General features: G+C 66.1%; 17 protein-coding genes. 14 read left to right on the top strand and 3 right to left on the bottom strand.

Annotated features, from left to right (window positions below; genetic code table 11):
* Positions 1-23: 23 nt before the first annotated feature.
* Entirely contained in the window at positions 24-842 is an 819-nt protein-coding gene (locus ACFY2X_RS10085) for a helix-turn-helix domain-containing protein (protein WP_389935213.1), read from the bottom strand.
* 808 nt (positions 843-1,650) lie between these two features.
* Here ACFY2X_RS10085 and ACFY2X_RS10090 point away from each other — a divergent pair.
* The gene (locus ACFY2X_RS10090) at positions 1,651-1,953 is read left to right on the top strand and encodes a hypothetical protein (RefSeq protein WP_389935216.1); all 303 of its coding nucleotides are present in this window, start codon (positions 1,651-1,653) and stop codon (positions 1,951-1,953) included.
* Entirely contained in the window at positions 1,950-2,207 is a 258-nt protein-coding gene (locus ACFY2X_RS10095) for a hypothetical protein (RefSeq protein WP_389935219.1), read from the top strand. Before ACFY2X_RS10090 ends, ACFY2X_RS10095 begins: the two co-directional genes overlap by 4 nt.
* Positions 2,208-2,232: 25 nt before the next feature.
* Here the strand turns inward: ACFY2X_RS10095 and ACFY2X_RS10100 are convergent, their stop codons facing one another.
* A complete protein-coding gene (locus ACFY2X_RS10100; protein ID WP_389935221.1) occupies positions 2,233-3,048 on the bottom strand; it encodes a transposase in 816 nt (271 codons plus the stop codon).
* A gap of 631 nt (positions 3,049-3,679) precedes the next feature.
* Here ACFY2X_RS10100 and ACFY2X_RS10105 point away from each other — a divergent pair.
* From ACFY2X_RS10105 to ACFY2X_RS10140, 8 genes are all read left to right on the top strand, one after another.
* Entirely contained in the window at positions 3,680-10,804 is a 7,125-nt protein-coding gene (locus ACFY2X_RS10105; RefSeq protein ID WP_389935224.1) for a LamG-like jellyroll fold domain-containing protein, read from the top strand.
* A gap of 103 nt (positions 10,805-10,907) precedes the next feature.
* On the top strand, positions 10,908-11,822 hold the full coding sequence (locus tag ACFY2X_RS10110) for an IS982 family transposase (protein WP_389935227.1): 915 nt from the start codon (positions 10,908-10,910) through the stop codon (positions 11,820-11,822).
* An 11-nt stretch (positions 11,823-11,833) separates the two neighbouring features.
* Positions 11,834-12,025 carry a transposase gene (locus tag ACFY2X_RS10115; protein ID WP_389935791.1) on the top strand — a complete coding sequence of 64 codons (192 nt, stop codon included), beginning with the start codon at positions 11,834-11,836 and terminating at the stop codon, positions 12,023-12,025.
* Between the two features lie 369 nt (positions 12,026-12,394).
* Entirely contained in the window at positions 12,395-13,030 is a 636-nt protein-coding gene (locus ACFY2X_RS10120) for a hypothetical protein (protein ID WP_389935810.1), read from the top strand.
* Positions 12,955-13,332 carry an ABC-three component system protein gene (locus ACFY2X_RS10125; protein WP_389935794.1) on the top strand — a complete coding sequence of 126 codons (378 nt, stop codon included), beginning with the start codon at positions 12,955-12,957 and terminating at the stop codon, positions 13,330-13,332. Before ACFY2X_RS10120 ends, ACFY2X_RS10125 begins: the two co-directional genes overlap by 76 nt.
* Positions 13,329-13,589, top strand: a complete 261-nt coding sequence (locus ACFY2X_RS10130) for an ABC-three component system middle component 6 (RefSeq protein ID WP_389935230.1) — start codon at positions 13,329-13,331, stop codon at positions 13,587-13,589. The genes ACFY2X_RS10125 and ACFY2X_RS10130 overlap by 4 nt, the downstream gene beginning before the upstream one ends.
* Complete coding sequence (locus tag ACFY2X_RS10135; RefSeq protein WP_389935796.1) at positions 13,579-15,318, top strand: ABC-three component system protein; 1,740 nt, start codon at positions 13,579-13,581, stop codon at positions 15,316-15,318. The genes ACFY2X_RS10130 and ACFY2X_RS10135 overlap by 11 nt, the downstream gene beginning before the upstream one ends.
* Positions 15,319-15,462: 144 nt before the next feature.
* On the top strand, positions 15,463-18,756 hold the full coding sequence (locus ACFY2X_RS10140) for a BTAD domain-containing putative transcriptional regulator (RefSeq protein ID WP_389935233.1): 3,294 nt from the start codon (positions 15,463-15,465) through the stop codon (positions 18,754-18,756).
* Between the two features lie 113 nt (positions 18,757-18,869).
* Here ACFY2X_RS10140 and ACFY2X_RS10145 read toward each other — a convergent pair whose 3' ends face one another.
* Positions 18,870-19,544, bottom strand: a complete 675-nt coding sequence (locus ACFY2X_RS10145) for a hypothetical protein (protein WP_389935235.1) — start codon at positions 19,542-19,544, stop codon at positions 18,870-18,872.
* Positions 19,545-19,822: 278 nt separating this feature from the next.
* Here ACFY2X_RS10145 and ACFY2X_RS10150 point away from each other — a divergent pair, with 278 nt between their 5' ends.
* From ACFY2X_RS10150 to ACFY2X_RS10165, 4 genes are all read left to right on the top strand, one after another.
* Positions 19,823-21,025, top strand: coding sequence for an FAD-dependent monooxygenase (locus tag ACFY2X_RS10150; RefSeq protein ID WP_389935238.1), 1,203 nt, complete (start codon positions 19,823-19,825; stop codon positions 21,023-21,025).
* Between the two features lie 295 nt (positions 21,026-21,320).
* On the top strand, positions 21,321-22,532 hold the full coding sequence (locus tag ACFY2X_RS10155; RefSeq protein ID WP_389935242.1) for an RCC1 domain-containing protein: 1,212 nt from the start codon (positions 21,321-21,323) through the stop codon (positions 22,530-22,532).
* A gap of 492 nt (positions 22,533-23,024) precedes the next feature.
* Positions 23,025-24,296, top strand: coding sequence for an RCC1 domain-containing protein (locus ACFY2X_RS10160; protein ID WP_389935245.1), 1,272 nt, complete (start codon positions 23,025-23,027; stop codon positions 24,294-24,296).
* 453 nt (positions 24,297-24,749) lie between these two features.
* A complete protein-coding gene (locus ACFY2X_RS10165; protein ID WP_389935248.1) occupies positions 24,750-25,982 on the top strand; it encodes an RCC1 domain-containing protein in 1,233 nt (410 codons plus the stop codon).
* Positions 25,983-26,287 lie beyond the last annotated feature (305 nt).

A 26,287-nucleotide genomic window follows, 5' to 3' on the forward strand; every position in this document is an offset into this window, starting at 1 on the left:
CCGCACGTTCCCTTCCGCTCCACTCACAGGTTCTCGGCCACTCTGGCGATCATCGCCATCGACTCATCAGGGCCAAGAGCCATGGCACGTAACTGGTCGAACGCCATGTTGTAGCGGAAAACCTCCGCCTCGGTCTCGATGTAGAGGCTACTCGTCATCGTCTCGACATACACGACGTCAAGATCGTACATTCCGGGAAATTCCAGGATCGCGAAGGTGCCCGCGCTTGCTGTATGCGCTCCGAGCGCCGACGGCAGCACCTGAATCACGACGTTAGGAAGCTCGGCGAGTTCTTTCAGCTTGGTGAGCTGCTCCCGCATGACGTCCGGCCCGCCGATCATCCGATGGAGGACCGCCTCGTCAATGACGGTCCAGAACCGGAGAGGCGCATCCTGAGTGAGCAGCGCCTGCCGGGTCATCCTGACCTCAATGCGCCGCTCGATCTCTCCCGGTGGCACCAAGGACATCAATCCCACGCGCAGGACAGCGCGAGCGTAGGCCTCCGTCTGAAGCAGTCCATGAACGAGGTGCCCGTCGTAGGACTTGATCGCGGCGGCCTCGGCTTCCAGGCCGATGTAGTTGGCGTATTCGCCGGGCAACGAGTCGGAGTAGGCATCCCACCAGCCACGCTGACCGGCTCCCCTCGCCAGAGCAAGCAGGGCCTCCCGCTTGCCCTCGGGCACGGCATAGAGATCGAGCAGGCTGGTCAGATCCTTGACCTTGATCCCGATGCGACTCGTCTCGATGCGGCTGATCTTGGATGACGACCACCCCAGCCGCTCGGCGGCCTCCTCACCGCTGAGTACAGCCCGTTCTCTGAGACGCCGGAGCTCGGTGGCCAACCTGCGACGCCGGACGGATGGGCTTCGTTCCACCATGCTTCGTCACTCTCCCCACATGTTCGATCACAGTGTGACGCAGAAACCGAGGGAATGAGAGGCCATTCAGGCAAGCCAACATTTTTGCAATCCTGCACAAGGGGTTGCAGCACTGACTCCATTGGGTAATCATGTGACTACGCAAGCGACTCAACGGGCGGAGCGGACCCGCATGACATCCCCGAAAGGTGTCGAGATGGCGCTGACCACAGCATTGACCATGAGAGATCACGCGCTCTGCCCGTAGTTGCCCTCACCTGCAACGACAAGGTGATGGGCACAACTTCAGCACGTAAACAAGATCATCCTTTGAGACCACCCGGCTGCCACTGAGAGCGTGAGCGGCGGCGGCCGGGGGCAGACCCGGAAGCCCGGCGTGCGCAGGCACCGAGGGCGTCCGGGACGGGTGGCTCCACTTCTTCTCGGAGGGGAAGCCGTGAAGCCACCCTCATATCCGGCCGGACCATGACCCCGGCCGGAACACGGTGACCTGCCGCGCGTTCACCTGCGAAGGCGCGGCGGGCCGCCGGGGCGGCTTCCCCTCGCGCGCCCTGTGCGCTTCCGGGGAGGGGAGGCCGCCCCTCGTGACCGTCCGGCCGGGGCCTCCCCCGTGGCCCCAGCCGGACGAGGCCCCCGACGGCCCTTCCCACACCCGCCGGGGGCCTCCCCACATGCCTCAGCGCTCACATGCCCCAGCACTTGCACACCCCAGCACTCGCCTCCCGACGAGTGGAGCACGAACGCGCCCGCCCACCCCAGAACGGAGCACTCCATGTCCGTCACCGACGACGCCGAGACCGCGACCACGGCGACCGCCCACCTGACCCACCTGGCCGGGCTCCTCAACCGGCACGGCCTTCAGGCCCACGTCCAGGTCGCCTATCGCCGCCTCCCCCACCTGGTCGCGACCAACCCCGACGCCTCCGCCCTCTCGGAGAACATCTACGCGGCCCCGCAGGAGGGAACCTGGTGGTTCTGGTGGTCCTGGAACGAGAAGATCGCACCCGTCGCCGAGGCGGACGCCGTCGCGGTGAGGATCCGCCACGTCCTGACGCCGATGGGCCTGAGCCGATGACGACAGCCCCGAGTCCCGGCGACATCGCCCGTGACCTGGAGACCCGCCACCCCCACTGGGCCGTCCTCTGGCGCCACTGGGCACGCCGCTACTGGGCCTTTCCTCTCTGGATCACCACCGACCCCGAACCCATCGAGGCCAACCAGATCCAGGAACTGCTGTCCTTGATGAAAGAGGTCGAACTTCAGCACAGGCCGCCTGGCGCATACCCCTACCCGCCCATCCGGCGAGGCGACCGGCCTCCGGCAACATGAAGCGAGTCAACCCGGCTCTTCGAAGTTAAGCGGGGTTGAGATGCCCACGGCTCTTGCGAGTGGTGGCGCAGCGGGTACGTAACCGCTGGTTCCCTGGGTTGCGGAAGCCGTACGCGTCCCGGGCGACCGTCTTGATCACCCGGTTGGTGCCCTCGGAACCCGCGCTGGAGATCCCGGTCCGCAGGAACGCGAGGATCTCGGACCACCAGGTCTCGACCGTGGAGGCGAGACGTTCGAGTTCGGGCAGGCCCGAGGCGGCGCACCGGTCGTAGAAGCGGAACAACCGCTCCGCGATGACGTGCCGGTCCGGATGGGTGCGGGCCAAGGCCAGCAGATCCAGGAGGTCTTCCTTGGCGTTCCACGCGTCCAGGATCGGCTGCCCGACCTTCTTCGTCAGTGTGTGCAGGTCATCGATCATGGGGTCGAGCTGGAAGCCGTGCATCCGGGCCGCCGAGCGCGTCAGCCAGTTGCGCAGCTCCCACTCACGGTTGCCCTTGCGCCCACGGCGGCCCCGGGCCTGGACAGTGACGCGGCGACGGACCTCGGTGACGACGGTGTTGGCCAGCTGAACCACATGGAAATGGTCGACGACCAGCATGGCGTGCGGCAGCGCTGCCCGGACGGCCGCCTTGAAGATCGTGCACATGTCGATGGCCACGTGGGACACCTGATCCTTCCACGTAATCAGTCCGCTGTCCGCCTCGTCCGCGACGCCCCGCCGCTCGCCTTCCCTGACGTCATCGCCTGCGCCGGAGCCAACCGGACCGCTGCGTTCCCACACATGAACGGCGAGGAGACCGTCCCGCTCCGCGTCGACGTCGGCCTCTCTCGGAACCTTCATCGGATGATCCGGGAAGGTACACCCTCCCCGGATCATCCACAGGTTTCGATCATTGCTCCTAAGAGCTTCCTATTTGTAGATCATATCCAGTGACATGGCGTCAGCCTGCGACCTGCAATATCAGGAAATGAGCTCACTGTTCGGTGCTGTTCGGTGCTGTTCGGCATTGTTCGGCACAGTCGAACTCCTTGGAAGCTCGCACCCCGATCCCCTTGGATTAGGAAGCACATGGGGGAAGGCCTTCCAGGATGAAAAAGGCTCAGGAGAGGCTGTACTAGCCAACTACCCAGGCAACCCTGCACGACTACGGACTGTGCTCATACGAGATGACTAAAGATCATTTATTGACATTTGGGGATCTCGTTGTGGCACGGGTCAAAGGTTACGGTCAGGGCCGATTCAGTAGCACGCTCTGAGCCGCACGGCAGGGAGCGACGTCCGGCAGTCACAGGGCTGCCCCTCGTTGTAATTCGGAGTGTGATGACGCATGCGTCGCATGGGTTCGCCATGGCCTTTTGCCGAGGGCTGGCGCGCGAGAGCGGTCTCTGGCGCTGTCGTGGTGGCGAGTCTTCCTGGATTGATCACGTTATCGACACTGCCGGCGTGGGCAGAGGCGTCGGCTGGCCGGAGCATGTGGACGAGCACGGTCGCGCCGGGTGAGGTGTCGGCGCCTGTGCAGGCCTCCGGGTCTGCCGCCGGGTTCCCGGCATTGGTGCCGACGAGCTCGACCTCGGTGATCCCGGCCATGGCCGATCCGGGTGCGTGGGTGCCCAAGCCGAAGGTGCCCAAGAAGGCGGTACCGGTCGAGGACCGCACCCCGGCGGCCGTGGAAACGAACGCTAAAGGGCCTGTCTCCGGCGTGGCCAGGGCCAAAGCCGCCTCTGCGCTTCTCGCGTCGCCCTCACTGGTGGATGTGTATCCGAAGCCCGGCTATCTGATGGATTCGCTGACGCCGACGCTGCGGGCGTGGGGCAAGAGCAGCAACGGCAACTACTCGGTCTCCTACTCGTTCACGATCTGCGACAAAGAAACTAGGACCGGCGCCGTCTGCACGAGTTCCGGCTATGTGGCGGACAACGCCAACAAGTGGACCATTCCGGCCGAGAAGCTGGCGTGGGGCACGCAGTACTGGTGGGAAGTCACCGTCAAGGACTCCTACGACAGCTCCACCCTCACCACCACCGGTCTGACTTTCGTCACTGGCGTGCGTCAGCCGACCGTGACCTCTCAGTTGGCCAGCTCTGGCATGGGCGGCCGGGAGTTTGATCAGCAGTCGGGTAACTACACCACCACCGCCACCGACCTGGCGGTGGCCACCGCCGGTCCGCCGCTGGCGGTCGTGCGTACCTATAACAGCATGGACCCGCGCACGGACGGGATCTTCGGGGCGGCCTGGTCAACCCGCTGGGACATGAGGGTGCTGCGCGAGGTGCGGGGGAGCAGCGTCTCGGCGTTGGTGACCTACCCCGACGGGCACCAGGTGCGATTCCGCGCCAACGGCAACGGCACCTTCCAGCCGCCACCGGGCATGCACGCCACCCTGGCTGAAGAAAGCGGCGGGACGTGGCGGTTGATGGACAAAAGCGCCACCGTCTACCTGTTCGACAACGCCGGCCGGTTGACCAAGGTGACCGACCAGCGGGGCCGCAGCCAGGACCTCACTTACGGCGGCGACGGCAAGCTGGCCAAGGCGACCGGTACCGGCGGCAGGTCGATCACCTTCGGCTGGACCGGCAACCACGTCACCAGCGTCTCGAGCGACCCGGTCGATGGCACGGCACTGACCTGGACCTACACCTACGACGGTGACCGGCTCACCCAGGTGTGCGCGCCGGTGGCCGCCCCGAACTGCACCAACTACGGCTACGGCAGCGGCTCACAGTACCGCAGCAGCGTGCTCAACTCCGATCCGTTCGGCTACTGGCGGCTCGGGGAGGCGACCGGCACCACGGCCGCCGACCTGGGCACCGGCGCAGGAGATGCCACCTACCAGGCGGTGACGCTCGGCGAACCGGGCGCGCTGACCGGCACCTCGGACACCTCGACCGGCTTCAGGGGCCGGGGATCCGCTGCGAAGCTTCCCCCCAACACCATCCCGCACGTGGCCGACCAAATGTCGGTGGAGGCATGGTTCAAGACCAGCGGCTCCGGCGTGATCCTCGCCGCGGGAACACAAGATCCCACCGGGGTAGCGGTCGGGCCGATGCTGTACGTCGGCACCGACGGCAAGCTACGCGGCTCGCTCGGCACCGTCACCAGCCCGATCACCAGCACGGCCGCGGTGAACGACGGTGCCTGGCACCACGTGGCGCTGACCGTGGCGGGGCAGAACCAGACCCTGTTCCTGGACGGCCAGCAGGCCGGCACCATGACCGGGCAGGTCACCGCATGGCGGCAGTACGCCACCATTGGTAATGGCGTCGCCAACGCGGCCACCTCGCCGGCCGTCCCCGCCGGCACGCAAACGTTCCCGCTGCAGGGCCAGGTCGACGAGTTCGCCATCTACGGCAAGCCGCTGACCGCCGCCGAGGTCGCCGGCCACTACGCCGCCCGCAACGCGGTCCCGCACAAGCTCGCCACGGTGACGTTGCCGTCCGGGCGGGTGTGGGCGGCCAACACCTACGACTCGAGCACCGACCGGCTGGCCACCCACACCGACAACAACGGCGGCCTGTGGAAGATCGGAGACATCTCGACCGAGCAGCAGTCGGGCGAGGCGCTCGTGGTGGTGACCGACCCGAGCAACGAGAAGCTCGAATACCTCTACGACGCCTGGCGCGGGTATCGCATCCGCGGCGAGACCGACCAGCTGAACTTCACCACCTGGTACGAATATGATCAGGCCGGCTACCTGACCAAGGTCATCGACCGCAACAACATCGCCAACGACATCTTCCAGGACAAGCGCGGCAACACCATCGCCCGCAAGTCCTGTCGCGCCCGCGATGAGTGCGCGATCGAATTCTGGTCCTACTACCTGAACGCCAACGATCAGTTCGACCCGCGCAACGACCGACTGCTGGCCCACCGCGACGGCCGCTCCAGCAACGAGACCGACAACACCTACGCCACCACGTCGGAGTACAACAGCTACGGCGAGCAGACCAAGGAGACCACCCCGGCCACCGCGGACTTCCCCTCCGGGCGCTCCACCACCTTCACCTACACCGACGGCGACGAACCGGCGATCGGCGGCGGCACCATGCCGGCCGGCCTGCTGAAGACTAAGACCACCCCGAACTCGGCCACCTGGAGCTACGCCTACACCAAGGCAGGCGACCTCGCGGAGCAGACCGATCCAGGGGGCCTGATCACCCGGTTCGAGCACGACGCGCTCGGCCGTATCGCCAGCAAGACCGAGATCTCCGACTCCCAACCGAACGGGGTGAAGACCACCTTCGCCTACGACGGTCGCGCCCGGATCACCACCGAAACCGCACCCGGAGTGAAGAACGAGATCACCGGGGTCACGCACACCGCGCAGACCCGGCACACCTACGACCCGGACGGCCACCCGCTCACCGTCACGCTGGCGGATCTGACCGGCGGCGACCCCGGCCGGGTCACCACCTACACCTACGACGGCTTCGGCCGCACCGCCACCGTCACCGATCCCGAAGGCGGCGTCACCAAGCAGGACTACAACACGCGCGGCTGGCCCACCCGCCGGACCGACCCGCGGGGCACCGTCATTGAGCAGGGCTACAGCAAGCGTGGCGAACCCACCATCCGCACGCTGAAGGGGTGGACCGGCAGCCCGGTCAACCCGCAGTCGGCTACCGACGTGGCGCTCGAATCCCGCGGTTACGACCCGGGCGGCCGCCTGGCCTCCACCGTGGACGCGATGGGCCGCAAGACCGCCTACGTGTACTGGATGGACAACCGGCTCCGGCAGAAGACCGCCGATGACGCCAAGCTGAACGGCTCAACCACCCCGGCGGATGTGGTGGTTGATTCGGCCGAGTTCGACCCGGCCGGCAACATGACGCAGCAGATCAACGGCGGCGGCCTGGCCACCACCGACTTCGTCTACGACGCAGCCAGCCGCCTTACCTCGCAAACGTTCGACCCAGCCAAGCTTGCCCGCACGACGAGCTTCGTCTACGACGCGGTCGGCAACGTCACCAAGAAGACGCTGAACGCGGCGGGGACCAGCCGTACCGAGGCGAGCGAGTACGTCTACAACAAGATCGGTCAGGTCACCCGGGAGACGATCGAGAACGGCAGCCAGGACCTGGTCTCCACACTCGCCTACGACGACCGCGGCCTGGTCACCGCGATCACGGACCCGCGCGGTACCGTCTCTGGCGCCAATCCGGTCGACTACACCATCAACCTCCGCTACGACGCTTTTGGCCGCCTCGTCGAGGCTGTGGCCCCGCAGGTACAGGTGGACAAGGCGGGGAGTGCTACCACGGCACGTCCAATCAGTCGATTGGGCTACAACGTCGCCGGCGACGAGACCCACATGGTTGATCCGGAAGGCCGGACTATCAGTATCGCGGTCGACAAGGCTGGAAGGCCGCTTACGTCCGCTGCGCCCGCCTACACACCGCCTGGCGGCGCACCCACTACTCCGACCATCAGCAACGCCTACAACACAGCCGGGCAACTGATCCGTTCGACGGACGCGCGCGGAAATGCCACCGGATTCGAGTATGACCAGCTGGGTCGGCAGGTCCGCATCACCGAACCGGCGCCCGAGGGGCAGAGTCCAGGCCAGTGGGTCACCGACTACGACTTGCTCGGGGAACAACTCGCCGTCGTTGATCCAAGCGGCGCCCGGGTGGAAAGTACCTATGACGATCTCGGACGGCAGATCACCTCAACGCAGATTGAGCGCAAGCCCTCCAGCGCCATCTACACCGCCCGGATGGAGTACAACACCGCCGGGCATCTGACCAAGAAGACTTTGCCCGGCGATAAGTCCACCACCTACACGGTCAACGCAGCCGGTGAAACCACTGAGCAGGTCGACCCGCTCACCCACAAGACGACGCTGGCCTACGACCTGGCGGGACGTATCGCCAAGATCACCGATGCGCTGGGGAACGCTACCCAGACCGACTATGACCTGGCCGGCCGCAAGACCACTGTGAAGGATCTCAACTCCTCCGGCACAGTGCTGCGCACCACCGGCTACGGTTACGACGCCGCCAGTAACCCCACCAGCAGCACCACACCGGAGGGGCGTACCACCCGGCAGACGTTCGACGCGCTCAGCCGGGTCACCTCGCTGGTCGAACCCGTATCGGCCACCGAGACGATCACTACCAGGTTCGGCTATGACGCCGCAGGCTCCCGGACCCGCCTCACAGACGGCCGCGGCAACGCCACCTGGACCAGCTACAACAGCCTCGGCCTACCGGAAGCGGTGACCGAGCCGTCCACCACGGCGCACCCGAACCCGGCCGATCGAACGTGGACGAGCGCTTACGACGCGATGGGCAATGAGACGGCGACCACCCAGCCTGGCGGGGTGCGCATCGACCGTGTCTTTGACCACCTCAACCGGCTCACCAAGGAGAGCGGTAGCGGCGCTGAAACCGCTACCTCTGACCGGACCTTCGGCTACGACCTGGCGGGCCGTCAGACCAGCATCGGTGACCTCACCGTCGATTACAACGATCGGGGCCTGCCCCTAGCCATCAACCGAGGTACAGCGCTACAGACCGGCTACAGCTACGACCCGCTCGGCAACCCCACCCAGCGCATCGACGCTGCCGGCACGTCCACCGTCACCTGGGATGACGCCAATCGTGTCGCCACAACCACCGATCCTGTTACCGGTCGCACCCTGACCTACGACTACGACATCGCTGACCGACTTCTCTCCATTACTCCCACCAGCGGCCAGGCCGGCACCCAGACCTACACCTATGACAACCTCGACCGCCTCAAGACCCACACCCTGAAGAACGGCACCGGCACCCAACTCGTAAAGATCACCTACGGGTGGGACAACGATGACAACCTCACTACCAAGACCACTGCTGGCACGGCTGGGGCAGGTACTAACACCTACGGATATGATCACGCCGGACGTCTGACGTCCTGGGTTGCCCCAGGCGGCACGACTATCACCTACGGGTGGGACGCCTCCGGGAACCGCACAAAGTCTGGCGACAAGAACTACGCCTATGACGAACGCAACCGCCTCATCTCAGGCGATGGCGTCGACTACACCTACAGCGCCCGAGGCACCCTGGCCACCGAGACCAAGGACGGCACGACTCGTAACCTGACGTTCAACGCCTTCGACGAACTCGTCAACGACGGTGACCTCGCCTACACCTATGACGCGCTCGGTCGGCTCACTACCCGCGCCAAAGCAGGGGCCAGCCAGCACTTTGCCTACTCTGGGCTTGCCAACGACATCGCCGCGATCACCGACAATGCAGGCGGGGTACAGGCTAAGTACGGCCGCGACCTCACCGGCGGCGTCCTCGGTCTCCAAGAAGGGGGCGGGGCAGCGGTCAGCGTTCTGGCCGACATGCACGGCGATCTCGTGGCGAGCTTCAACGCCACTACTCTGGTTGACTCCACCGCCTATGACCCCTTCGGCCGGATCACCGCCCAGACCGGAACCAAACGTAGCCTGGGCTACCAGGGCGAGTACACCGACCCGGACAGCGGCAAGGTGAACATGCACGCTCGCTGGTATCAGGCGAATACCGCAGGGTTCGCCAGCAGAGACTCCATGACACTCAATCCCAAGCCGTCGGTGCAGGCCAACCGATACGCCTATGCCAACGCTGGTCCGCTGGTCGCGACTGACCCCACCGGCCATAGCGCTTTGACTGACGCCTATTCAAATGGAATGTCTGGAACTTCATCCAGCTTTGGTGGGTCTATGGACCACATGTGTCAGGTCTATATGTGCCTCGCCGATAACAGTTCCGGTACTGACGTCTATGGGCCTGGTGGCGTCGGGCAACTGGGATATCGCGACGGCGAGAGAGTCTGCAGCATATACGGAGACTGCAGTCAAAAACCTGAGAAGAAGCTAAATCTCTGGGGACTCCTAGGCGATTCTCCAACCAATGGCCAAGGACTTCGGGATGTCGATGGGGCGGGCTGGCGGTCCCCCGACACACACTGCACGATGGATCAAAAAGGCGGATGCTACGCAGGCCTCCACTACGATGGTCCCACAATTGAATTGGGCATTGAGGAGGGCATGCGAATCGGGTATACGGAAAACGGAAGGCCGGCACCGAAGGACTATTGGAATACGTCAAAAGAGGGCCGTAACGCCTATAAGAGCTTCTATGACGCGGGTGCGAGTGACGAGGATCTTGCAAGGATCTGGAAGATGATCAAAGAAGCTGACAGCGAGCGGGATTCGAATGGATCTAGAAAGAACGTCAAACTTCCGCCTTACCGTACGATTAAAGTAATGGCTAACGGAGACACGTTCTGGGTCCAGTTCTCCCCCAAGGAGGTGCGCGCAATCGCACAGGCTGGCGTATGGGGAGGAGCTGCCGCAACAGCAGAAACGGCATGTAAGGCATTCAAGGGCAAGACAAAGCTCGCGTGCCTCGGTGCGGTCGGAGCAGTCGCGGGGTACGTCTCCTCCATCATCTCCGATGAGTTTCAACCCGATGCGGTGCTTATTTTTAAAGTCACCGGAAAACTCACCCGGGTGACTCCTATGGGCGGAAATTTTGGCCCACCCGTCTCATGGGTTATGACATTTTCCGTCACTCATTACTGGCGTAAAGAAAAGTCCAAATCTCAGAATGTCAATTGGTAGGCATTTCGATATCTCCAGAACGCCTACTAGATGATCTATTCCAAGGGATAGTGGCACAGAGACGTAGCTGCGGAGACAGGACGAGGGTGTCCACGCTCAGTTTGTGACGACCGAGATGGACACCCTCGCAACCGCACGCTACGTGCGTGTGGACGATCTGCTGAAGGCTTCACCGGATCTGGGCTCGTGGCGGCCGAAAGTCGGCCTGGCGCCGAAGCTGAGCGATGCCGAGCTGGTCATCCTGGCGGTGATGCAGGCCCTGCTCGGCTTCGCCTGCGAAGCCCGCTGGTTGCACCACGTGCACACCCACCTGCGCCCGTTGTTCCCCTACCTGCCCCAGCAGCCCGGCTACAACAAGCGGCTGCGCCGCACGGCCCCGCTCATCGGCCGTCTTATCCGCCTGCCGGCCGCCGACACCGCGTTCTGGTCCGATGACGTTTGGGCCGCCGACTCCACACCGGTGGAATGCGTCCGCTCGCGACAGACCGCCAAGCGCTCCGAGTCGGCCGGCTGGGCCGAGTACGGCTACTGCGCCAGCCACTCGCGTTACTTTTGGGGCCTGCGGCTGCATCTGGTGTGCACCCTGCACGGTCTGCCGGTCGCCTTCGCCCTGACCGGCGCCAAAGCCGCCGAACGCGATGTCGTGCTCGACCTGCTGGCCGCCGATCCGGCCTTGATCGGCGACCGGCCGGGGCAGACCCTCATCGCCGACAGAAATTACTACGGCCGCGCCTTTGAGCAGCAGGTGGCTCAGCTGGGTGTGCGCCTGTTACAGCCGGCTCGCAAGGATGAACCCGCGCGGGCCGGGGCACGGTTGTTCAAGCCGCTGCGTCAGGTGGTCGAATCGGTCAACCAGACACTAGAAGGCCAGCTCGACCTGGAACGGCACGGTGGCCGCACCCCCGCGGGAGTGATCGTCCGCGTCCTGCAACGCCTTCTCGCGCTGACCACGGCGATCTGGCACGACCACACCACCGGTCAGGCCGTACCGCGTTCACTGACCGCCTACGATCACTGATTCCCCTTGGGATAGACCATCTTTGGCCGGAGATCTGCGCGTTCATCCGCACCGGGATCACCAACGCGGGCTCCAAGGGCGCCAACTGGGTGATCAAGACGGTCGGGCGGGACGCGTACGGCTTCCGCAACCCCGAGAACCAGCGGTTACGCGCCCTCTGCGCCACCACTCGGAAGAGCCGTGGATGCCTCAACCCTGCTTAACTTCGAAGAGCCGTCAACCCAACCCCGGCAGGGCGATCATCGCGGGCTGTCCAAAAGGAGCCGGGGAGCGAGCCGCTCAACTCCACCTGACGGTGTCACGCGCTTTCACCAGGCCATCCGATGTGATTACAGGACCTCCTTCCCGAGGCCGATGCCGGCGCCGTGGTCATCGTGTTGGAAAGCATCCACTCAACGGCGACACCTGAAGTCATTCCGTTTAATGGACGCCCGACTGAAAAGCAAATTTCGGTCCTCCGGTCCCAATGATCGGAATCTGCCTACGCTCCAAACCCACTCGGACTATTCTCCTTCAAGCCCATCGAGTCCAAGACCGGCGGACGCACCGGGGCGGTGTCTACGGAGGAGTTTTTGGAGATCTGGGAGCGTTCGTCGATTCGGTTCATGCTCAACGCGAAGCTCGACGAGCTTCACGGTGAGGGGTTCGAGGATTTCTTCCACGACGTCATGTGCGTTCTGAACCCCGGCTTCCTCAACGTCCGGACCGCCGGGCGTCTTGGTGACCAAGGCGCAGACGGTCTCCTTCTGTGCGGCAAGAAGCTATATGCCTGCTATGCGCCTCAGACCGTCGTTCCCTCCAGCATCGCGGGCAAGTTCAAGACAGACCTCGCCAAAGCCATCGAGAAGCGCGGAAACGAGTTCAAAACTTTCGTTTTCGTGCACAACGACCGCAGGGGGATCCACCCCGAGGTAGCGTCACTGCTCGCGACCGCACGCGACGATCATCCCGAACTTTCTTTCGAGAACTTTGGTCGACGGCACTTCTACGCCGAATTCTGCCGGATGGAGAAGTGGCAGTCGAGGACTTCCTTGGCCCGTTCCCCGCAGAACCGGTGGTCGTCAGCATCGTACTGGAAGAACTGGTCCCGCTCCTGGATCACCTCGCCGAATACCGGCGCCCCCTTGAGGACCTGCCGACCATCCCCAGACCTCCGCTCAAGAAGATGGAATATAACGGGTTTTCCTGGGATGTCCGCCATCGCATGAAACTTGCCTTGCCGTACGTCCACCATGTGGAGGACTACTACCGAAACCGGCTCGATCCCAACGAGCGGGACGAGGTGGCGTCGGGCTTTCGCGCGCACTACGAGATGATCGCCCAGACATGCGACGACTCCGACGTTGTCCTCTGGCAGCTTGAGCGGCACATTCTCGGCAACGCCTCGCAACAATCCCCTATGGAGCTGAACGCGCTCGTTGTCCTGATGTACTTCTTCGGCGAATGTGAGATCTTCAAAGTGCCGCCCACCAACTGGGTTCCCGAGACCGAGATGGGAGTGACCACGTGATCGTGCCGACCAAGGGGGTTGCTCCTCAGCGCGCCTTGCTGGCTGTGGGGGCCCAGATCGTGATGGCCACGGAGCGGCAGCCGGTGACCGTCACCCAAGCTTGGCGCCGTCTGTTGACATGGCGTGAGGACAACAACCATCGTGCGCCCCTGACGTTCTGGTGGTTCGCCCTCGCGCTCGACCTGCTCTACGCCCTGGGTCTGGTCGAGCTCGAGCAGGATGTGCTGATCTTCCGGGCTCGTGACGATGCTGCGTAGCCTCACCTCTGACGACGACAGGTTCCGGGCAGTTCGCTTCGGCCCGGGATTGAACATTTTGGTTGCCGAACGCACCGACACTTCCACCGATACCGACAGCCGTAACGGCGCCGGCAAGTCGAGCATGATCGAGCTGCTCCATTTTCTTTTGGGCGCCCGCAATGAAACCAGGGCCCTATGGGCGAACGAGAAGCTCCGCGAGCATACGTTCGAGCTGGAGCTGGACTGGCCGGGGCAGCCGGAGCCACTGGTGGTGATGCGCTCTCCGACGCGGCCGAACAGAGTGGTGCTCGATCCGGACATCACGCGGACCAAGCCCGGAGGCTTGTTCGAGCAAGCCGCTGAAGTAGCGGCGAAAGACTGGCAGTGGGCGATCGAGCGAGACCTCTACAAGGCTCCCCGCGACGGGGCAGAAGTCAGCGGCCGGACGCTGTTGTCCTTCGCGATCCGCCGCGTCGACCGCGGCGGCTTCCTTGAGCCCACCAAGACATTCGCCCAGCAATCGCCGCACGATGCGATGGTCAACCTGTGCCATCTCTTCGGTTTGGACGTCGACCTGGCTGCTCGATATCGCCTTCTGTCCAATCAGGAGGCCACAAGAAAGAAGCTCGTCGAAGCCGCCAAGGATCCCGTTTGGGGAAAAATTGTCGGCCGTTCCGCCGAACTTCGAGGAGAAATCGGCGCCATAGAGCAGCGAGTGAGCGAGCTCGAACGCCAGATCACAAACTTTCAAGTCGTTCCCGAATACGAAAACATCCGCAGGGAGGCCGACGATCTCGATCAGCAGATCCGAATACTCCGAGCGACCGAAGCAGTCGACCGGCGCAACCTCCAGGACATGGAACAGGCCGTCGACGAGGTGGCCGAGCCAGACGACCGATATCTAGAATCCGCCTACAAGCAGTTGAATCTGATCCTCGGCCAGGAGGTGCGCCGCCGATTCGACGATGTGCGTGCCTTCCACGAGACGGTGGTCCGGAACCGCGAGAAGCAACTACAGGAGGAGATGTCTCGCCTTCGGCAACTCCTTGAGGAACGCGCCCGGACACGCGCGCTACTCGGCGAGCGCCAGGCTTCCCTGTTACGCACGCTGAACTCGGGTGGTGCGCTTGACGCGCTTAACTCCTTGCAGTATGCCCTGGCTCGCGAACAGGCTCATCTTGAGTCTCTCCGCCATCGATTCCAAGCTGCGCAGGCACTCGAGGCCAGCCGACGGGAGATCGAGTCGAAACGTCTTGAACTTGAGCAAGAAATGGTGGCCGACATTGAGGATCGGGACACCTTCACCAGCGAGGCCAACAGCCTTTTCAATAAGTACGCTAGATATCTTTATGGGGACGGGAAAAACCCTTATCTAACCTTCAGCCCAGGCAAGCAACGAATGCAGATCGACCCCAAGATCGAGGATGACGGAAGCCGGGGAATTCACAACATGGTGATCTTCTGCTTTGACTTGACCACCGCCGTCATCGCTCACCGCGCCGGCCGGGGCCCGGACTTCCTTGTTCATGACAGTCATTTGTACGACGGCGTGGACGAGCGCCAGGTGGCACGCGCTCTTCAACTGGTGGCCGAGGTTACCGAGGCCGAGCGGATGCAGTACATCGCCACCATGAATTCCGACGATCTGAACAAGGCGGTTTCGATGGGATTCAACCCGGATCCCTACATCATTGAGCCTCATCTGACCGACCAACCGGATGGCGGGCTGTTCGGATTCAGGTTTTAGCGCTTACACCGGTTCGTCTGGTTGACCTCCAGGTGATGGCGGCGTGGTCGCGGTGGACGACATCGAGGCGCAGGTCGTGGCGGCCCTCCAGGTCATCCCTGGAGGATGTCGGTGATACGGGGATGGCGGGGGACAATTGCCCCCATGCGATTCGGGATTCTGGGCACCACTCGGGCGTGGCGTGACGACGGGAGCGAGGTGCGGCTCGGCGGGCCGACCCGGCGCGCGCTGCTGACTCTGTTGCTCGCCCGCCCCGGCGAGGTGGTGACGGCCGATCGCCTGGTCGACGACCTCTACGGAGCGCAGCCACCGAACGGGGCGGCGCACGCCCTGCAGTCACAGGTGTCCCGGCTCCGCCAGGCCCTGGGGCCGGAGGTCACGATCGAGCTCGGGCCCGCGGGCTACCGGCTCGCGGCCGATCTCGACGGCGTCGACGCCCATCGCTTCGAGGGCCTGGCCGACGAGGGACGGCAGGCTTTGGGAAACGGAGACCCCGGGCGGGCGGCCTCGCTCCTGCGCGCGGCCCTCGACCTGTGGCGAGGACCCGCGTTCGCCGACATCGCCGACGTCGAGTCCGTTCAGGCCCATGTTCTGCGGCTGGAGGAGCGCAGGCTCGGCGCCCTGGAGGATCGGATCGAAGCCGACCTCCAGCGGGGCGAGCATCGAGCCGTCGTGCCGGAGCTCCAGGAGCTGGCCGGGCGGCACCCCCTGCGGGAAAGACTCCACGGCCTGCTCATGCGGGCCCTGCAGGCGGACGGCAGGCAGGCCGAGGCCCTCGCGGCCTTCGAGGAGGTCCGGCGGCTCCTGGCCGAAGAACTCGGCGCGGATCCCTCGGCCGAGCTCGCCGCGATCCACCAGGCCCTGCTGCGGGGTGAGCGACCGTCCGAGCGGCCGTCCGAGCCGCCCGCGCTGCCGGCGCAACTGACGAGCTTCGTCGGCCGCACGGAAGACCTGGCCAAGGTCGCCGAGCTGCTCGGCACCGCGCGCCTCGTCACCCTGCTCGGCCCCGGCGGCGCGGGCAAGACCCGGTTGTCGATCGAGGTCGCGAGCCATCAGCCCGATGTCTGCTTCCTTGAGCTCGCGCCGCTGCGTGACGAGCCGGAGCTGGCGCAGGCTCTGCTCGGCGCGCTCGGCCTGCGGGAAAGCGGGCTGTTCGCCACGCCGGCCGGGATGACGCCCCTCTCCCGGCTGGCCGAGGCGCTGGCCGACCGATCGCTGCTGCTCGTCCTCGACAACTGCGAGCATGTCGTCTCGGCGGCCGCGGCACTGGCCGAACGGCTGCTCTCCGCCTGCCCGAAGCTGCGCATCCTGGCGACCAGCCGCGAGCCGCTCGGCATCACCGGTGAGAACCTGTGGCCGGTCCGGTCGCTCCCCCTGCCCTCCGCGGTGCGGCTCTTCGCCGACCGGGCCGCGGCCGTACGGCCGGGCTTCGTCCTGGACGACGCCAATGCCGAGGCCGTACGGCAGATCTGCCAGTCGCTCGACGGCCTCCCGCTGGCCATCGAGCTCGCGGCGGCGAGGGCGCGCACGCACGACGTCCCGGAGCTCGCCGCCCGCCTGGACGACCGGTTCCGCCTGCTGTCGCGGGGCAGCCGTACGGCGCAGGCCCGGCACCAGACGCTGCGCGCGGTCGTGGCGTGGAGCTGGGATCTGCTGTCCGAGACCGAACAGGTGATGGCCAGGCGCTTCACGGTCTTCTCCGGCGGCTCGACCGCCGAGGCCGCGGCGCGCGTCTGCGAGGTTCCCGACGCGGAGGACGTGCTGGACTCGCTCGTCGACAAATCCCTGGTCGAGGTCCACCGCGGGCGCTATCGCATGCTTGAGACGATTCACGCGTACTGCGCCGAGCAGTTGCACGCCGCCGGGGAGGCCGAGGATCTGCCGCGCGCGCATGCGGAGTTCTTTCTGGAGCTGGCCCAGACCGCGGATCCTCACCTGCTGCGTTCCGAGCAGCTCCGGTGGCTGGAGATCCTCGTCGCGGAGCACGAGAACCTCCACGCCGCGCTGCGCTGGGCCGTCGGGGCCGGGCGGGTCGAGCTCGCGCTCAGGCTGATCGCGTCGACGACGGTCTACCTCTGGATGCGCGGCATGCGCACCTCTGCGACGGCGCAGGCGGCCACGCTCCTGGACATGATCGGCACCGACCCGGATCCGGGCTTCGGGGACGACTACGTGCTCTGCGCGCTGACCGCGGCGGCCGACGGCACCGGCAGGCAGGCATGGGACCGCCACCGGAAGGCCGCTGAGTCGATCATCGTCGTCCCGGACCGGGCGCACCCCCACCCGGTCGCCACGTTCCTCTGGCTCATGGTCAATGCCGATGGGAGGGACCCGCAGGTCGCGCTGTCGGTGATCACAAATGGACGGACCGCCGGCGACCCGTGGGAGAAAGGCGTCACCCATCTGATATGGGGATATCCCGCATTTACCGCCGGGGAGTTCGCGGAGGCCGAACGGGAGTTCGCCGAGGCCGCCGGAATCTTCCGGTCGCTCGGTGACCGGTGGGGAACGGCGATGGCCCTGGACGCGCTGGCCTGGCTGGCCAACGCGTGCGACGACCCCGGAAAGGCGATCATCCTGACCGACGAGGCTCTCGCCCTGACCGAGCAGCTCGGAGCGCTTGAGGACATCTCCGACCTGCTCTGCAACCGGGGTGACTTCCGCGCCCGTGTGCTCGCCCGCGCTCACGACCCGGCTCAGGACTCGGTCCGCGACCCGGTTCGGGGTACGGTTCACGACCCGGTTCGGGGTTCGGTTCATGATCCGGCTCGGGGTTCGGTTCACGACCGCGCCCCCGGTGAACCGGCCCACGCCGTCCCGGTGAGTGGGGACCTCGCGGAAGTGCGCGCCGACTACGAGAAGGCCGCGGAGATCGCGCGGCACGTGGGCAGTCCCACCTACCTGGCCTCGGCGCTGCGCGGCCTCGGTGACATCGCCCGGCTGGAGGGTGACCTGGCCGAAGCACGCCGGCTGTACGAGCAGGCACTGGAACGGTTCGACGCGCACTGGGTCAAGAGTCTGGGACACCTGGCGGGCGCGCTCATCGGGCTCGGCAAGGTCGCCGAGGCCTCCGGTGATCTCGCCGGGGCGCGGGAACGATATGGGCAGGCCGTCGAACTGGCGGCGACCGCGGGGCCGCTTCCCGAGGGCGCCCACGCGGTCGAGGCCCTCGCGGGAATCGCGCTGCTGGAAGGCGACGTCACCACGGCGGCCACGCTGCTCGGCGCGGCCACGGCCCTGCGCAGGATGAACGTCTGGCAGGACCCCGAGGTCGCCAGAATCGCCTCCGCCGCGCGGGCGGCCCTGGGCGAGCAGGCCTACGAGGCCGCCTATGACGAAGGCGTACGGCTGAGCCACGAGGACGCGCTCCGCCTGGTGGGAGTGCCCGAGCCCATCATCCAGACCTCACCGACCGTCACCATGGCCGACTATGCCTAAGGGCTCTATAAGGGTTCTAACAGAATGACCGCCGCACTGCCTTTTGGGGATTTCTTTCATGGGAGCGGCAATGCTCGCGCCGGCGCCGCCGGACATCGGCCGAGAGCCGGAGGTCACCCGTTACACACGCCGGGAAGGTCGCAGATCTTCTTGGCCATCTTTTTCGCTCTGCCGATGAGTATCCTGCTCGTGTCTTCGCCAGCCCAGTTCGAGTCTGCGGTGTAGAGGATCAGGGCGCTCCCGCGACGGGCGACGACATACCGCTCCCCGCTGGGGCTGTACAGCTCGCCTTTGAGCGGCTCCTCCTGGCCCCTTTCGTAGGAGTTTCCCTCGGCCAACAGGGCCTCGTCTCCAATACGCGCCTTCTTGCCGATGTAGCGGTGAAAATCTCCAGCCACTGTCGCCGCCTGCGGAGCCTTCGCCTTGGCACACCTTTTTACGTCGGCGCGGAGCTTGCGGAACACGGCCCCGGCGTTCTTCACGCTGGGATACAGCACGACCTGCTCACTGACGTACGAGGGGCCGGTGGTCTTCCCGATGATGGTCCGCATCGCGATGCGGCCATCGTGGGGCTTCTTCTTGGAGCCGCAGGGATTGAGCTCAAGCGGCCTGGCGAGCTTGTCGCTGACCGTCCACCACTCCTCGGCCGCCTGATCATCAGTGAGCGGCTTGGTCGCCTCGGCCTCGGTCAGCAGGAACCCTTTGGGAATCTTGACGGTCTCCGCCTGGGCCGTACCGGCGGCGCCGACCGCCGAGGTCACTATGGCCGCTGTCGCGACCACTGACATCATCACTCGCTTACCTGACATTCCGATCATGAACCGTTAGATGTGTGACCCTGCTGAGAAGTTCTCCGGCATCGGGACAGGCTGGAGCACAGCGAAAGCCGTTCCGTCAGGGGCCGTGACCCGTATGGGCCGAGCCGCCGGGAACACGGTGAAGTACGTGCGTGCCGAGCTGCCGGGAAACAACGCCCCCGGCTCACGGTGAGCTTCGGTGAGCCGCGGTGGGCTTCGGTGAGCGGACGGTGAGCCGGTGGTGAGCGCCCTCGGACAAGCTCTCAGCCATGAACACCACACCGCGGCTCAAGAACAAGAACATCCTGATCTCCGGGGCGAGCGTCGCCGGTCCGGCATTGGCCTACTGGCTGCGCCGCCACGGCTTCACTCCCACGGTGGTGGAGCGGGCGCCCGCCCTGCGCGACGGCGGCTACGCGGTCGACTTCCGTGGCCAGGCTCACCTGACCGTGCTCGACCGGATGGGCATCATGGCCGACGTCAAGCGCGCCCAGACCAACATGGGCGCGATGTGGTACGTCAACGAGGCCGGGAAGAAGCTGGCCAGCCTGCCCGCCGACCTCTTCAGCGGTGACGTCGAGATCCTGCGCGGCGATCTGGCCCGCATCCTCTACGACGCGACCAAGGATCACACCGAGTACATCTTCGGCGACTCCATCACCTCCATCTCCGAAGACGACGACGGCGTCCGGGTCACCTTCGAGCGGGGCGCACCGCGCAGGTTCGACCTGGTGGTGGGTGCCGACGGGCTCCACTCCAACGTGCGCGCGCTCGCGTTCGGCCCGGAGTCTCGGTTCGTGAACGAGCTGGGCCTGTACTGCGCGATCTTCACCACGGCCAACCACCTCGGGCTCGACCACACCGGACACGCCTACGGCACCCCCGGAAAGCTCGCCGCCATGTACAGCGCCCGGCAGAACACCGAGGCGAAGGCCATGTTCTACTTCGGCTCGCCCCCGCTGAGCTACGACCGCCGCGACATCGGGCAGCAGAAGAAGATCCTTGCCGAGACGTTCGCCGGGGTGGGCTGGGAGACCCCACGGCTGCTCAGGGCGATGTGGGACGCGCCCGACTTCTACTTCGACTCGGTCAGCCAGGTCCACGTGGACGGCTGGTCGCGGGGCCGGGCCGTACTGCTCGGCGACGCCGCCGCCTGCGCCTCACCGCTGTCGGGCATGGGCACCGGCCTGGCCATGGTCGGCGCCTACGTTCTCGCCGGGGAACTGGCGGCCGCCGGTGGCGATCACCGCACGGGGTTCGCCCGCTACGAGGAGGCGATGCGCGACTACACCAGGGGGTGCCAGAAGCAGGGCGAGGGAGTGAGCAAGTGGATGGTCCCCGAGAGCCGGTTCATCGCCTGGTTCATGAACCAGAACTACAAGCTCCTGCCGTACGTGCCGTGGAAGGGCCTGATCGCCAAGGGCGTCCGGAAGACGGCCGAGGCCATCACCCTGAAGACCTACGGACTCTGAGCCCACGGGGAGCAGGGTCGCTCTTTTAAGGCTGTTGCATAGCCCCCAACACATTAAACAGGGTGATTTGCCGACGCTTCTTTGCGTAGCACGGCACGAGCGTCAGATATGCAGCCGGATCCCCGATTAAGTGAACACGTAGTGATACCGTGCGGATTGCCGTCGAATCTGACGTGTGCGACAGAAAAAGCACCGTAGACGGCGTCTCTTAATCCTATTCGGGGGAATCGTTATGAGGTCAGTTCACGGTTCGTTTTCGAGACAAATACGGAAAGCCTCGACCGCCACGCTGGAGGTGACGCTGGCGACACTGATGGTGGCGACAGGGGCGTCGCCCGCGTCGGCGGCGTCGGCGGCGTCGGCACAGGTCCAGACCTGGGGACTCAACAGCTCCGGCCAGCTCGGTGACGCCACGACGACCGCCCGGCGCACCCCGGTGACGGCGGCCGGGGTGATCACCGCCGGGGTCACCAGTGTCTCGGCTGGTGCCTTCCACAACCTGGCGTTGCTGAGCAACGGCACCGTCAGGGCCTGGGGGCGCAACGCCGAGGGCCAGCTCGGCGACGGCGCCACCCTCCCTGACGGGAACAACCTCACACCGGGCACCGTAGTCGACCTGCAAAACATTGTGGCCGTCGCCGCGGGCGGCAACCACAGCCTGGCGCTGCGCTCCGACGGCACCGTCTGGGCCTGGGGCGAGGACAGCGCCGGCCAGCTCGGCAACGGCGGCGCCAACGTCGACAGCTCCACCCCCGGCCAGGTCATCGGGCCGGGCGGGGTCGGCTTCCTGACCAACGTCGTGGCCATCGCCGCGGACGGCACCCACAGCCTGGCACTACGGAACGACGGCACCGTCTGGGCCTGGGGCGACGACAGCAGCGGCCAGCTCGGCGACGGCGGCGGCACCACCGGCGGCTCCGCCCCCGTCCAGGTCGTCGGCACCGGCGGAACCGGCGTCCTGAGCGGCGTCCAGCGCATCGCCGCAGGCGGCGCCCACAGCCTGGCCCTGCTGAACGACGGCACCGTCAGATCATGGGGCTACGACGGCAACGGCCAGCTCGGCGACGGCGGCCCCAACGTCAACAGCACCTTCCCCGTCACCGTCCTGGGCACCGGCGGAACCGGCGTCCTGAGCGGCGTCCAGCGCATCGCCGCAGGCAGCGTCCACAGCCTGGCCCTGCTGAACGACGGCACCGTCAGATCATGGGGCAGCGACGGCAGCGGCCAGCTCGGCAACGGCGGCCCCAACACCGACAGCCCCGTCCCCGTCCAGGTCGTCGGCACCGGCGGAACCGGCGTCCTGAGCGGCGTCTTCACCATCGCCGCAGGCGGCTCCCACAGCCTGGCGCTGGCCTCCGGCCAGCCCGTCCAGGCCTGGGGTGACAACAGCAGCGGTCAGCTCGGCAATGGCTCCACCACCAACAGCCCCTTCCCCGTCGGCATCCGGACGGGTGTCAGCGGACTCACCTCCATCTCCGCAGGCTTCTCCCACAGCGTCGCGACCTGACCCTCTCGCTCCGAGACCAACCCCCCACCCGCTCCATGCAGGCGGGGCTCTCTCCGCGCACCACAACAGGCCCCGCCGACTCCCTCCACCTCAACACCGCCCGGCCTGCCACCACTGCCACCGTGAGTCCCACACCGGCCGCCGCCCCCACCCCGCGAAGATCGTCGCCGAAGCATCCGCGGGACCGGCACCCCGGCCTTCCAAATCGAGCAGCCAACCGCCGACCTATCGCCCCCGGTGCCACCACATCCTCCACCACCCATTCGGGTAGCTATTTCCACTTCAGGTTCATTCCATAGGCTATGTAGTGCGACACGCGAGGTGATTTTCTGGCATTTCGCCAAGTCATACGGCACGAGTATCGGGCGAGCGATGGATCCCTGACCCGGTGAACATCTAGTGATACCGTGCGGATCGTCGCCGAATCCGGCGCGTGCGACAGAAAAGGCACCGCAGGCGACATTCCACATATCCTATTCGGGGGAAATCACTATGAAGTCAGTTCCCGGCTCACTTTCGGGACAAATACGGAAAGCCACGGCCGCCGCACTGGGGGTGACGCTGGCGACGCTGATGGCCACGGCGGGGGTATCGCCCGCATCGGCGGCGTCGGCCACGATGCGGGCCAAAACCTGGGGACTCAACGTCTACGGCCAGCTCGGCGACGGCACGACGACCGAGCGGCACACCCCGGTGACGGCGGCCGGGGTGACCACCGCCGGGGTAACCAGTGTTGCCGCAGGCGCCTTCCACAGCCTGGCGCTGCTGAGCAACGGCACCGTCGAGGCCTGGGGACGCAACGTCGAGGGCCAGCTCGGTGACGGTGCCATCCTTCCTGGCGGGATCAACCTCACGCCAGGCACCGTGGTCGGCCTGTCCGGCATCGTGGCCGTCGCCGCGGGCGGCAACCACAGCCTGGCGCTGCGCTCCGACGGCACCGTCTGGTCCTGGGGCAGCGACGGCAGCGGCCAGCTCGGCAACGGCGGCGCCAACGTCGACAGCTCCACCCCCGGCCAGGTCGTCGGCCCGGGCGGGGTCGGCTTCCTGACCAACGTCGTGGCCATCGCCGCCGACGGCAACCACAGCATGGCGCTGCTGAACGACGGCACCGTCCGGACCTGGGGCAGCGACAGCGACGGCCAGCTCGGCAACGGCGGCACCAACACCGACAGTCCCACCCCTGTCCAGGTCGTCGGCACCGGCGGCACCGGCGTCCTGGGCAGTGTCCGGCGCATCGCCGCAGGCGACAGCCACAGCTTGGCCCTGCTGGCCGACGGCACCGTCAGAACCTGGGGCGACGACAGTAACGGCCAGCTCGGCAACGGCCTTCCCTTCGCCGACAGTCCCACCCCTGTCCAGGTCGTCGGCACCGGCGGAACCGGCGTCCTGAGCGGTGTCCGGCACATCGCCGGAGGCGGCTTCCACAGCCTGGCGCTGCTGAACAACGGCACCGTCAGGACCTGGGGCCGCGACGACGAGGGTCAGCTCGGCAACGGCCTTCCCTTCGCCGACAGCCCCTTCCCAGTCACCGTCCTGGGCACCGGCGGAACCGGCGTCCTGAGCGGCGTCTTCGCCATCGCCGGAGGCATTTACCACAGCCTGGCGCTGGCCGGAGGCCAGCCCGTCCAGGCCTGGGGCGACAACAACAACGGCCAGCTCGGCAACGGCTCCACCACCGACAGCCCCTTCCCCATCGGCATCCGGACCGGGGTCAGCGGACTCACCTCCATCTCCGCAGGCAGCTTCCACAGCATCGCGGCCTGACCCTCCCACCCCGAGACCAACCCCCCACCTCCTTATCCACGCGGCCCCGCCCAAGCTGGGTTCTCCCAGCTCGCCGCAACATGCTCTCGCCGACTTTCCCCACCTTGATGCCGACCAGCTCACCACCACAGCCACAGCGGACTCCCCACCGGCCATGCCGTCCACGACACCCCTCCGAAACCAGTTCAGCGGATCAAAGGGCCAGCCGGGGCAGAGAAACGAAACTCGATCCGCTGCTTCCATTTCAGGCTGATTTCATGGATTTCACAGCGTGACGCACGGAGCGATTTTCCGGCGCCTCCTTGGGCCATACGGCACGAGCATCAATCGGTGATCGGTTCCCCGAGCTGGTGAACGCATAGTGATACCGTGCGGATCGTCGTCGAATCCGGTGTGCAGCAGAAAAAGGCACCGCAGGCGACATTCCGCATATTCTATTCGGGGGAAATCACTATGAAGTCAGTTCCCGGCTCACTTTCGGGACAAATACGGAAAGCCACGACCGCCACCCTGGGGGTGACGCTGGCGACGCTGATGATGGCGACAGGGACATCACCCGCGGCAGCGGCGGCGTCGACACGGGTCAAAACCTGGGGTCAAAACAGCGAGGGCCAGCTCGGCAACGGCCTGATAGTTGACGACCGGCGCACCCCGGTGACGGCGGCCGGATTGACCACGGCCGGAGTCGTCTCTGTTGCCGCAGGCGACGACTTCAATCTGGCGTTGCTGAGCAACGGCACCGTCGAGGCCTGGGGGGACGATTTCCGCGGTCAGCTCGGCGACGGCAACAGCGGCGTCGGCGTCGACAGGCTCACGCCGGGCACCGTGGCCGGCCTGTTCAACATCACGGCCGTCGCCGCGGGCGCCGACCACAGCCTGGCGTTGCGCTCCGACGGCACCGTCTGGGCCTGGGGTGACGACACGTCCGGACAGCTCGGCGACGGCACCATCGGCCCCGCCGACAACCCCCGCCCCATCCAGGTGCCCGGTCTGACCGGCATCGTGGCCATCGCCGCGGGCGGCGACCACAGCCTGGCGTTGCGCTCTGACGGCGTCCTCTTCGCCTGGGGCGACGACTCAGCCGGTCAGCTCGGTGACGGCACCGTCGGCGGCGCCAACGCCACCCCCGGCCCTGTCGTCGGCCTGGACGGCCCCGTCCGGCGCATCGCCGCGGGCAGCCTTCACAGTCTGGCGTTGCTGGCCGACGGCAGCATCGACGCCTGGGGCGACGACACGTTCGGTCAGCTCGGTGACGGCACCGCCAACGTCGGCGGCGACGCCAGCCCCGACCTCGTCGTCGGTCTGGACGGTGCCGCGACGCGCATCGCCGCGGGCGCCAGGCACAGCCTGGCGCTGCTGGCCGACGGCACCGTCGACGCCTGGGGCGACGACTCCGACGGTCAGCTCGGTGACGGCACCGCCAACGTCGGCGGCGACGCCAGCCCCGACCTCGTCGTCGGCCCGGGTGGCACCGGCGTCTTGAGCGGTGTCTTCGCCATCGCCGCGGGCGGCTCCCACAGCCTGGCCCTGGCCTCCAACCAGCCCGTCCATTCCTGGGGGTCGAACAGCAACGGTCAGCTCGGCAACGGTTCCACCGCCGACAGCCCCTTCCCCGTCGGCATCCGGACCGGGGTCAGCGGACTCGTGTCCGTCTCCGCGGGCAGTCAGCACAGCGTCGTGGCCTGACCCTCCTACCCCGAGACCAACCCCCCATCCCCTTCACACACGGCCCGCCCCGTCCGGGTTCCCCAGCGCTTCACAGCGGAATCTCGTCGCCTTTCTCCGCCTCGACACCGGCCCGCTCGTCACCATTACCGCAGCGAGCCCCACACCGGCCACCGCCCACACCAATCCCCGAAACCGGCCCAGTGGATCAACGGCCTGATTGAAGTGGAGAAGACGCGCCGTCTTCGCCTGTTGCCTGCGGCAAAACCACCCAATCACATCTAAAGTCGGCCCACCGCTTCCGCTTCATATTTATTTTGCGAGCT

Source organism: Streptosporangium sp. NPDC000396, from assembly GCF_042898655.1.
GTDB lineage: Bacteria > Actinomycetota > Actinomycetes > Streptosporangiales > Streptosporangiaceae > Streptosporangium.

Bases quoted from the DNA above. Each gene is read 5' to 3' on its own strand.
- ACFY2X_RS10090 (WP_389935216.1), top strand. From the start codon at position 1,651: ATGTCCGTCACCGACGACGCCGAGACCGCGACCACGGCGACCGCCCAC.
- ACFY2X_RS10095 (WP_389935219.1), top strand. From the start codon at position 1,950: ATGACGACAGCCCCGAGTCCCGGCGACATCGCCCGTGACCTGGAGACC.
- ACFY2X_RS10100 (WP_389935221.1), bottom strand. From the start codon at position 3,048: ATGAAGGTTCCGAGAGAGGCCGACGTCGACGCGGAGCGGGACGGTCTC.
- ACFY2X_RS10105 (WP_389935224.1), top strand. From the start codon at position 3,680: ATGTGGACGAGCACGGTCGCGCCGGGTGAGGTGTCGGCGCCTGTGCAG.
- ACFY2X_RS10135 (WP_389935796.1), top strand. From the start codon at position 13,579: ATGCTGCGTAGCCTCACCTCTGACGACGACAGGTTCCGGGCAGTTCGC.
- ACFY2X_RS10140 (WP_389935233.1), top strand. From the start codon at position 15,463: ATGCGATTCGGGATTCTGGGCACCACTCGGGCGTGGCGTGACGACGGG.
- ACFY2X_RS10145 (WP_389935235.1), bottom strand. From the start codon at position 19,544: ATGTCAGTGGTCGCGACAGCGGCCATAGTGACCTCGGCGGTCGGCGCC.
- ACFY2X_RS10150 (WP_389935238.1), top strand. From the start codon at position 19,823: ATGAACACCACACCGCGGCTCAAGAACAAGAACATCCTGATCTCCGGG.
- ACFY2X_RS10160 (WP_389935245.1), top strand. From the start codon at position 23,025: ATGAAGTCAGTTCCCGGCTCACTTTCGGGACAAATACGGAAAGCCACG.
- ACFY2X_RS10165 (WP_389935248.1), top strand. From the start codon at position 24,750: ATGAAGTCAGTTCCCGGCTCACTTTCGGGACAAATACGGAAAGCCACG.